The sequence below is a fragment of the Kitasatospora sp. GAS1066B genome (assembly GCF_041262605.1).
Taxonomy (GTDB): domain Bacteria; phylum Actinomycetota; class Actinomycetes; order Streptomycetales; family Streptomycetaceae; genus Kitasatospora.
Genome location: NZ_JBGCCO010000011.1, coordinates 231144 through 240652, shown reverse-complemented (window position 1 = coordinate 240652; position 9509 = coordinate 231144). Strand labels below are relative to the sequence as shown.

The following is a 9509-nucleotide window of genomic DNA, read 5'->3' as shown; positions in this document are numbered from 1 at the left end:
AGGAGATGAACGCCACCGTCTACCGCCGCTGCCCCGGCGTGGTCACCATCGCCGAGGAATCCACCGCCTGGGACGGCGTCACCCGCCCCACCGACGGCGGCGGGCTCGGCTTCGGCCTGAAGTGGAACATGGGCTGGATGCACGACTCGCTGGTGTACATCGGCAAGGAGCCCGTGCACCGCAAGTACCACCACAACGAGATCACCTTCTCGATGGTGTACGCCTACTCGGAGAACTACGTGCTGCCGATCTCGCACGACGAGGTGGTGCACGGCAAGCGCGCGCTGGTCTCCAAGATGCCGGGCGACTGGTGGCAGCAGCGGGCCAACCACCGCGCCTACCTCGGCTTCATGTGGGCCCACCCCGGCAAGCAACTGCTCTTCATGGGCCAGGAGTTCGCCCAGGGCGCGGAGTTCCACCACGAGGAAGGGCCGCAGTGGTGGGTGCTCGACGAGGGCTGGCCGGCCGCCGAGGACCACCAGGGCGTGCGACGGCTGGTCGGCGAGCTCAACCGGGTCTACCGCGCCACCCCGGCGCTCTGGGAGCAGGACACCAGCCCCGACGGCTTCCGCTGGCTGGACGGCGGCGCCGCCGAGGACAACCTGCTCTCCTTCGTCCGGTACCCGGTCGACGGACCGCCGCTGGTGGCCGTCTGCAACTTCTCGCCGGTGGTCCGGCACGGCTACCGGGTCGGCCTGCCCGGCCTGGGCGGCACCGACCAGCTCTGGACCGAGGCGCTGAACACCGACGCCGAGAGCTACGGCGGCAGCGGGGTGGGCAACCCCGCGCTGATCAAGGCCGAGCCGGCGGCCTGGAACGGGCAGCCGCGCAGCGCCGAGCTGATCATCCCGCCGCTGGCCACCCTCTGGCTGCGCCCAGCCTGAGCACGACACCGCCAGCCGACCGCCCCACACCCGGGGCGGTCGGCCCACCCACGCCCCTGGCGACCGGTGCTGAGCCCTGCTCAGCTCTCTCCCCGATCGAATGCAACCGAACACCCGTGCCCTAGTGTCATAGCTCGCGCCGGGCAGCGGGTCCGGGCGGCACAGGAGCTGGATACCGAAGAGCACGATGGCACTGACAGGCACCCCCTTCTTCATCCTCACGATCGTCCTCTTCGTGGGTTCGATCGCGCTGGCCATGGCGCAGTTCCGAGCGCGGGGCAAGGGCAGTGCGGTCCGCGGCAGCAGCCGGCGCCGCCGGGCCGGTGGTGGCAGCGCCGGCGGCGGGCCGCTGCAGGCCGTCGGGTACCTGACGACCATCCTGTTCTGCCAGGTCACCGCAGTGGCGATGGTCTTCGTCGTGGTCAACAACGAGAACCAGCTCTACGACAACTGGGCTGACCTGCTGGGCACCTCCAGCCACGTCCAAGCGGTCCCGGTCCCGCCGAAGGACAACGGCCTGGCCGGTGACCGGGCCGCCGGCTCCGCCGCGCCGCGGCAGAAGCAGGTGCTCACCTTCAAGCCGGCCAGCTCCGACGCCGTGCCCAAGGACGTCAAGCAGGCCGACCTCAAGGGCCAGCTCTCCGGGGTGGAGGGCGAGGTGCTGGTCTGGACACCGCCGCAGTACGACGACCCGGCCTACCAGAACAAGACCTTCCCGGTGGTCGAGCTGCTGGCCGGCTACCCCGGCAGCTCCAGCACCTGGTTCGGCGACATGGCGGTCACCAACCAGCTCTCCGCGCTGATGAAGTCCGGCCAGGTGACCCCGTTCATCCTGGTCTCGCCCCGGGTCCAGCTGCTCAACAACGCCGACACCGGCTGCGCCGACGTGCCGGGCAAGGTCAACGCCGACACCTGGCTGTCCCGCGACGTGCCGCAGATGGTCATCGACAACTTCCGGGCCGACGACACCGCGGCCGGCTGGGCGCTGGCCGGCTTCTCGGCCGGCGCGCACTGCGCCAACCGGCTCGCGATCGGCCACCCCGACCGCTACCGGGCCGCGATCGCCATGTCCGGCTACAACGACCCCATCGGCGAGAAGGCCTCGCTCACCTACCAGGACCCCAAGCTGCGCGTGATCGACAACCCCCTCTACATGCTGACCCACGCCCAGACGCCGCCGAACATCGGCCTCTGGGAGACCGGCAAGAAGGGCGACGGGCTGGAGGACGCGGTGGCGCTCCAGCAGGCCGCCAAATCGCCGACGGCGGTGACCACCTTCGAGACCACCGGGGCGCACCTCATCAGCACCTGGAAGCCGCTGGTCGCGCCGTCCTTCGAGTGGCTCTCGAAGCTCATCCCGGCGCCGTAGCAGCCACCGCGGGCGGGCCCTGCGGCCCGCCCCGACGGGGCCTTCGGCTCTTGCTCGGGCCGGGCGCGGCCGGGCGCAGCCGGGCACGTCGTCCTGCGACAGCGGCTTCGAACTGCGAAGGTATGGTCGAACCGATGATCGGCCCCGCAGGGCGTCGAAGGCTACCCGCGACGGACCGAGACGGACCGCGACGGACGGAGAGACACGCGTGGCGCGCAGTGTGTACGTGACCGGCATCGGCCGGGGGGACGGCCGCCAGGCCGTCGAACTCGGGGTCATGGAGCTGCTCACCCGCCAGGTGGACCGGGTGGGGGTGTTCCGTCCACTGGTGCACGCGCACGCCCCCGGCGAGCCGGGCACCGACCACGTGGTCGAGCTGCTGCGGGCCCGCTACCGCCTGGACCTGCCGGCCACCGAGCTGTACGGGCTGACCTACGAGCAGGCCGCCGCGCTGCAGGCCGCCCAGGGTCAGGACGAGCTGGTCGGCGCGCTGGTCGACCGGTTCCGGGCGCTGGAGCGCCGGTGCCAGGCCGTCCTGGTGCTCGGCACCGACTTCGCCGACACCAACATCCCCGACGAGCTGGCCTTCAACGCCCGCCTGGCCAACGAGTTCGGCGCCTGGGTGCTGCCCGTGGTCGGCGGGCACGACCAGGACCCGCCGGCCGTGATCGCCGAGGTGCTGGGCGCCCACCGCGCCTACACCGACCTCGGCTGCTCGATCCTGGCGATGATCGCCAACCGGGTGGCCCCCGGCGCCAAGCAGCCGGTGCTGCGCGGGCTGACCAGCAAGCTGCCGGTGCCCGCCTACGTGATCCCCGAGGAGCCGGCGCTGGCCGCGCCGACCGTGGCCCAACTGGTCGAGGCGACCGGCGCCGAGGTGCTGCTCGGCGACGCGGCGGGGCTGGCCCGGGACGTTCGGGGCTTCGTCTTCGGCGGCGCGATGCTGCCCACCTTCCTGCCGGCCCTGACCGAGGGGGCCCTGGTGGTGACCCCGGGCGACCGGGCCGACCTGCTGATCGGCTCGCTCGCCGCGCACGCCGCCGGTGCGCCACCGATCGCCGGGGTGCTGCTGACGCTGGCTCAGCACCCGGGCCCCGACGTGCTGGCGCTGGCCTCCCGGCTGGCCCCCGGCACGCCGGTCGCGGTGGTCCCCGAAGGCAGCTGGCCGACCGCCGCCGCGCTCACCCCGTTGGAGGGCAAGCTCGGCTCGGACAGCCCTCGGAAGGCCGAGATCGCCCTCGGCCTCTTCGAACTGCACGTGGACACCGCCGAGTTGACCAGCCGGATCGAGCTGAGCCGGTCCGACCGGGTGACCCCGATGATGTTCGAGCACGAGCTGCTGGAGCGGGCCCGCGGCGCCCGACGGCACGTGGTGCTGCCGGAGGGCACCGAGGAGCGGGTGCTGCGGGCCACCGAGATCCTGCTGCGCCGCAACATCTGCGACCTGACCCTGCTCGGCGAGGTGGACGCGGTCCGCCGCAAGGCCGCGAGCCTGGGCATCACGCTGCCGCAGCCCGAGGACGGGGGCGACCGGGCCCAGTTGCGGATCGTCGACCCGGCCGTCAGCCCGCTGCGCCGGCGCTTCGCCGAGCGCTACGCCGAGCTGCGCGCGCACAAGGGCATGACCGTCGAGCTGGCCGCCGACGTGGTCACCGACGCCAGCTACTTCGGGACCCTGATGGTGCAGGAGGGGATCGCCGACGGCATGGTCTCCGGCGCCGTGCACTCCACCGCCGCGACCATCCGGCCGGCCTTCGAGGTGATCAAGACCGCGCCGGGCGCCGCGATCGTCTCCTCGGTCTTCTTCATGTGCCTGGCCGACCGGGTGCTGGTCTACGGCGACTGCGCGGTCAACCCCGACCCCGACGCCCAGCAACTGGCCGACATCGCGATCCAGTCCGCCGAGACCGCCGCCGCCTTCGGCGTCGAGCCGCGAGTGGCGATGCTCTCCTACTCCACCGGCACCTCCGGCTCGGGCGTGGACGTGGACAAGGTCCGCAAGGCCACCGAGCTGGTCCGGGCGCTGCGTCCGGAGCTGCTGGTGGACGGTCCGATCCAGTACGACGCGGCGGTGGACCCGCATGTGGCCGCCACCAAGCTGCCGGGCTCCACGGTGGCGGGCCGGGCCAGCGTGCTGATCTTCCCGGACCTGAACACCGGCAACAACACCTACAAGGCCGTGCAGCGTTCGGCCGGCGCGGTCGCCGTCGGCCCGGTGCTGCAGGGCCTGCGCAAGCCGGTCAACGACCTGTCCCGCGGCGCCCTGGTGCAGGACATCGTCAACACCGTGGCGATCACCGCCATCCAGGCGCAGCGGGAGCAGGGCGCCCAACAGGAGCCGCCGGAACTGTCGGAGCCGCCGGAGCTGTCGGAGCACAAGGAGCAGAGCGCATGACCGAGGCGACCCGGATCCTGGTGCTCAACGCCGGCTCCTCGTCGGTCAAGTACCAGCTGATCGACATGGTGGACGGCACGCGCCTGGCGGCCGGCCTGGTGGAGCGGATCGGCGAGCACGGCGGCCGGCTGCTGCACACCCCGCACGGCGGCGAGCGGCGCGAGTCGACGCGGCCCTTCCCCGGCCACGCGGCCGCGCTCAAGGCGATGGCCGAGGAACTGGCCGCCGACGGCCTGGGCCTGGACTCCCCGGACCTCGCCGCGGTCGGCCACCGGGTGGTGCACGGCGGCAAGCGGTTCACCGCGCCGACCGTGGTGGACGACGAGGTGCTGACCGAGATCCGCCGCCTGGTGCCGGTGGCCCCGCTGCACAACCCGGCCAACATCACCGGGATCGAGGTGGCCCGGGCGCTGCGTCCCGACCTGCCGCAGATCGCGGTCTTCGACACCGCCTTCCACACCACGATCCCCGAGCACGCGGCCCGTTACGCGATCGACCCGGCGGTGGCCGACGAGCACCGGGTGCGCCGCTACGGCTTCCACGGCACCTCGCACCAGTACGTGTCCCGGGCCACCGCGCGGCTGCTCGGCCGGGCGCCGAGCGAGCTCAACATGATCGTGCTGCACCTGGGCAACGGCGCCTCCGCCTCGGCGGTGGCCGGCGGGGTCTGCGTGGAGACCTCGATGGGGCTGACCCCGCTGGAGGGGCTGGTGATGGGCACCCGCTCGGGCGACATCGACCCGGGCGTGATCTTCCACCTGCACCGGGTCGGCGGCCTGTCCATCGACGAGATCGACGAGCTGCTGAACCGGCGCAGCGGCCTGCTGGGCCTGTGCGGGGAGAACGACATGCGCGAGGTCATGCGCCGCACCGAGGCCGGCGACCCGGCCGCCGAGCTGGCTTTCAACGCCTACGTCCACCGGTTGCGCAAGTACCTCGGCGGCTACTACGCGGTGCTCGGCCGGGTGGACGCGATCGCCTTCACCGCCGGGGTCGGCGAGAACGCGGCGCCGGTGCGCGCGGCGGCCACCGCCGGCCTGGAGGCGCTCGGGATCGCGGTGGATCCGGAGCTGAACTCGGTCCGCTCCACCGAGGCCCGGGTGATCTCGCCCCCGTACGCCCGGGTCACGGTGGCCGTGGTGCCCACCGACGAGGAGCTGGAGATCGCCCAGCAGGCGTACACGCTGGTCCGAAACAGTTAACAGCTGTTGTCGGAGGTTCGTCCCAATCCCCGGGAATAACTCGTACGGATAGGATCATCCATATGCGCCGAGCGAAAATTGTCTGCACCCTGGGTCCGGCCACGGACTCCTACGAACAGCTGAAGGCCATCGTCGAAGCGGGGATGAACGTCGCCCGCCTGAACATGAGCCACGGCTCCCACGCGGAGCACGAGGAGCGGTACCGCAAGGTCCGCCAGGTGTCCCAGGACACCGGCCGCACCATCGGTGTGCTGGCCGACCTGCAGGGCCCAAAGATCCGTCTGGCGACCTTCGCCAACGGCCCGGTGACCGTTGACAACGGCGACACGTTCACCATCACCACCGAAGACGTCCCCGGTGACCAGTACAGCTGCGGCACCACCTACAAGGGCCTGCCCGGCGACGTGAAGCCCGGCGACCCGATCCTGATCAACGATGGCGTCATCGCCCTGGAGGTCGTCAGCGTCGACGGCCCGCGGGTGAAGACCGTGGTGATCGAGGGCGGGGTGCTCTCCAACAACAAGGGCATCAACCTGCCCGGCGCGGCCGTCAACGTGCCCGCGCTGTCCGAGAAGGACAAGGACGACCTGCGGTTCTCGCTGCGGCTCGGCGTCGACATGGTCGCGCTCTCCTTCGTGCGCAACGCCGGTGACATCGACGACGTGCACAAGGTGATGGACGAGGTCGGGATCCGGGTCCCGGTGATCGCCAAGATCGAGAAGCCGCAGGCGGTCGAGGCGATGGAGGAGATCGTCCTCGCCTTCGACGCGATCATGGTCGCCCGTGGCGACCTGGCCGTCGAGTACCCGCTGGAGAAGGTGCCGCTGGTCCAGAAGAAGCTGATCACGCTGGCCCGCCGGAACGCCAAGCCGGTCATCGTCGCCACCCAGATGATGGAGTCGATGATCCACGCCTCGCGCCCGACCCGCGCCGAGGTCTCCGACGTCGCCAACGCGATCCTGGACGGCACCGACGCGGTGATGCTCTCCGCCGAGTCCAGCGTCGGCAAGTTCCCGGTCGAGACGGTCAAGACGATGAGCCGGATCGCCGAGCAGGCCGAGGCCGAGCTGCTGGCCCAGGGCCTGCAGCCGCTCAACCCGGGCCGCAAGCCCCGCACCCAGGGCGGCTCGGTGGCCCGCGCGGCCTGCGAGCTGGGCGACTTCCTGAACGCCCAGGCGCTGGTGGCCTTCACCAAGTCCGGTGACACCGCCCGCCGCCTGTCCCGCTACCGCTCCCCGATCCCGGTGATCGCCTTCACCCCGGACGCGGCCACCCGCAACCAGCTCTCGCTGAGCTGGGGCGTCGAGGCGTACGTGACCGAGCAGGTGGCCACCACCGACGAGATGGTGCTGCAGGTCGACCAGGAGCTGCTCAGCATGAAGCGGCTCAGCGAGGGCGAGACGGTGATCGTCACCGCCGGTTCGCCGCCCGGCGTGCCCGGCAACACCAACATGGTGCAGGTGCATCACCTGGGGTCCCGCGTCGGCCTCTGAGGCGACGTCGGCAAGCCGATGGGCCCCTCCGAAGCTGCTGCGCTTCGGAGGGGCCCATCGGCTTGCCGTCGGGACGTCAGTGCCCGTACGGGTAGGGCTCGTTGTCGTTGTACATGTGCATGCCCGGGATGGTCAGGGTGCCGCCGAACTGGCCGGCCTGGACGGCGGTGACCCCGGTCATGGTGATGTCGAGCGGGATCGGCACCAGGCCGATCAGGTCGTAGAGCCAGGTCGGCAGCGTGTCGGGGGTCAGCGTGATGGTGCCCAGCGGCGGCAGCGGGATGCCGTACAGGGCGGACAGCTCACCGCTGAGGCTCTCGACGTACATGGTGATCGGGCCGTTGACCATGGTCGAGGTGCTGCCGGGGGCGCCCTTGACGTGGAAGGTCTGGGGCGGGGTGTTGCCGTACCCGGTGTTCTCGAGGGTCGACATGTCGAGATTGTCGATGTCCACCGCGCTGACGGTGAACTTGAGCACCCGCTTGGTGCCGGTCGGCGAGTGCACCTCGTAGACGCCGCCGAAGACCGCACCGTGCAGCGCGAGCCTGGTGGTCTTCAGGGTCCAGTTCTGGTCCGGCACCACCTGGCCGCCCGGGACCGTGGCGGCCGCGACCTTGCTGGTGTCCACCGGGCAGAGCGGGCGGGTGTCGCCGTTCGCCAGGGCTGAGGCGACCGCGGCGGGCCCGGCGGCGCCGCTCGGCGCCGGGGAGCCGCTGGGGGCCGTGCTCGGGGCGCTGGAGGGCGAGGCGCTGGACGAGGCGCTCGGGGTCTTGCCGGTGGTACTGGAGGGCGTGCTGGACGGCGTACCGCTCGGCGTGGCCGGGGCGGGGGTCACGGGAGCCGCGGGCGTGCCGGCTGCGGGCGTGCCGGGCTGGGCGGTGGCCGGGGTGCTCGGGGTGACCGGAGCGCCGACCTGGGGAGCGGCGGGCGGCGGGGTGCTCGGGGTGGACTTCGGCTGCGGCTGGTTCTGGTGGTTCGGGTCGAAGATCCCGGTGATGCCGTTGATGATGTCGCCGAGCAGGCCGCCGCCGCTGCCGCTGCTGTCGTCCGCCTGCACCACGTGACTGGTGACGGCGGCCGCGGCCTGCTGCTGCGCGCCCGGGCTCGCGGTCGGGCCCGCGGTCGGCGGGACGAAGGCGGCACCCACCTGCTGGCCGGTGCCGCTCGCCACCTGGCCGGTGCCGCTCGCCGACGCCTTGGTGGGGCTCGCAGCCGTCTTGGTGGGGCTCGTCGGGGCCGTGGTGGGGCTCGCCGACGCCGTGGTGGGGCTCGGGTTCGGGACCGGGGTGAGCTGGCTCTTGGGGACCTGGGTGATGGTCACCGGGGCGTTCGCGGCGGGCGCGCAGGAGGTACCGGCGGTCGTCGCGGCGGAGGCCAGCTCGGGCAGTACCGTGCTGCCCATCAGCAGGGCCGTCGGGACGGCCGTGAAGGCCAGTAGCCGGGCCCGCTTGCGGCCGCTCACCCGGGGCGCGGCGTGCCGCGGCCCCTCGGTCGGCTGCTGCGCCTGCTCTCCCCCGTTGCCGGTCACCGCACCTCTCCCGCCTGCTCGGTCGTGCCGGGCTGCTCGGGCAGCCGCATGGTCTGCTCGGTGGGCTCGGCAGCGGGCTCGCCCGGCTGCTCCGCCACGGCCTGCTCCGCCACGGCCTGCGCGGGGACGGACATCGCCACACCCGGGTCGACCGCGGCCTCGGCCACCGGAATCGGCTCCTTGAGCGGCGCCCAGGAGCAGAGCAGCCCGCCGCCGAGCAGTCCGAGGATCAGGCCCATCCCGAACCCGCCGAGGTTGGAGACCGGGACCGAGATCAGCGTCAGGATGGTGACGGCGATGCCGCAGAAGACTCTGGTGGCCGGCTGGAACCAGGCCGAGACCCCGAGCGCGATCATCAGCAGGCCGATCACCAGCGAGCCGGAGCCGGCCGTGGTGGACATCGTCATCGTGACCCCGGAGAGGGTCAGGTGCGCGTACGGGAAGTACAGGATCGGTACCCCGCCGACGATCGACACCAGGCCGCCCCAGAACGGCCGGGTCCGGCGCCAGGCGCGGAACCTCAGCCGCACCCGGGTGAACAGGCCGGCACCGTCGGGCCAGAGGGGGGCAGTTGCGCTGGTCACGATGGAACTCCTCGTGGGTCTGTCCGAGGGGGGAGCTTGGGGTGTGCGGCCAGG

7 protein-coding genes are annotated in these 9509 nt (G+C 72.1%); 5 read left to right on the top strand and 2 right to left on the bottom strand.

Annotated features, from left to right (window positions below; genetic code table 11):
• The 5 genes from ABH937_RS15290 to pyk form a co-directional block, all read left to right on the top strand.
• Window positions 1-884, top strand: an 884-nt coding sequence (locus ABH937_RS15290) for an alpha amylase C-terminal domain-containing protein (RefSeq protein WP_370218447.1), incomplete at its 5' end; no start/stop codon positions are given.
• A 187-nt stretch (window positions 885-1071) separates the two neighbouring features.
• On the top strand, window positions 1072-2253 hold the full coding sequence (locus ABH937_RS15285) for an esterase family protein (protein WP_280687382.1): 1182 nt from the start codon (window positions 1072-1074) through the stop codon (window positions 2251-2253).
• A gap of 208 nt (window positions 2254-2461) precedes the next feature.
• Window positions 2462-4648, top strand: coding sequence for a phosphate acetyltransferase (gene pta, locus ABH937_RS15280; RefSeq protein WP_280687383.1), 2187 nt, complete (start codon window positions 2462-2464; stop codon window positions 4646-4648).
• Window positions 4645-5850 (top strand): acetate kinase, encoded by a 1206-nt coding sequence (locus ABH937_RS15275; protein WP_370218446.1) that lies wholly within the window; start codon window positions 4645-4647, stop codon window positions 5848-5850. Before pta ends, ABH937_RS15275 begins: the two co-directional genes overlap by 4 nt.
• A 62-nt stretch (window positions 5851-5912) precedes the next feature.
• The gene (gene pyk, locus ABH937_RS15270) at window positions 5913-7343 is read left to right on the top strand and encodes a pyruvate kinase (protein WP_280687385.1); all 1431 of its coding nucleotides are present in this window, start codon (window positions 5913-5915) and stop codon (window positions 7341-7343) included.
• Between the two features lie 76 nt (window positions 7344-7419).
• Here the strand turns inward: pyk and ABH937_RS15265 are convergent, their stop codons facing one another.
• Both ABH937_RS15265 and ABH937_RS15260 read right to left on the bottom strand, forming a co-directional pair.
• On the bottom strand, window positions 7420-8871 hold the full coding sequence (locus ABH937_RS15265) for a hypothetical protein (RefSeq protein WP_370218445.1): 1452 nt from the start codon (window positions 8869-8871) through the stop codon (window positions 7420-7422).
• On the bottom strand, window positions 8868-9455 hold the full coding sequence (locus tag ABH937_RS15260) for a DUF6114 domain-containing protein (RefSeq protein WP_370218444.1): 588 nt from the start codon (window positions 9453-9455) through the stop codon (window positions 8868-8870). Before ABH937_RS15260 ends, ABH937_RS15265 begins: the two co-directional genes overlap by 4 nt.
• Between the last annotated feature and the right edge of the window lie 54 nt (window positions 9456-9509).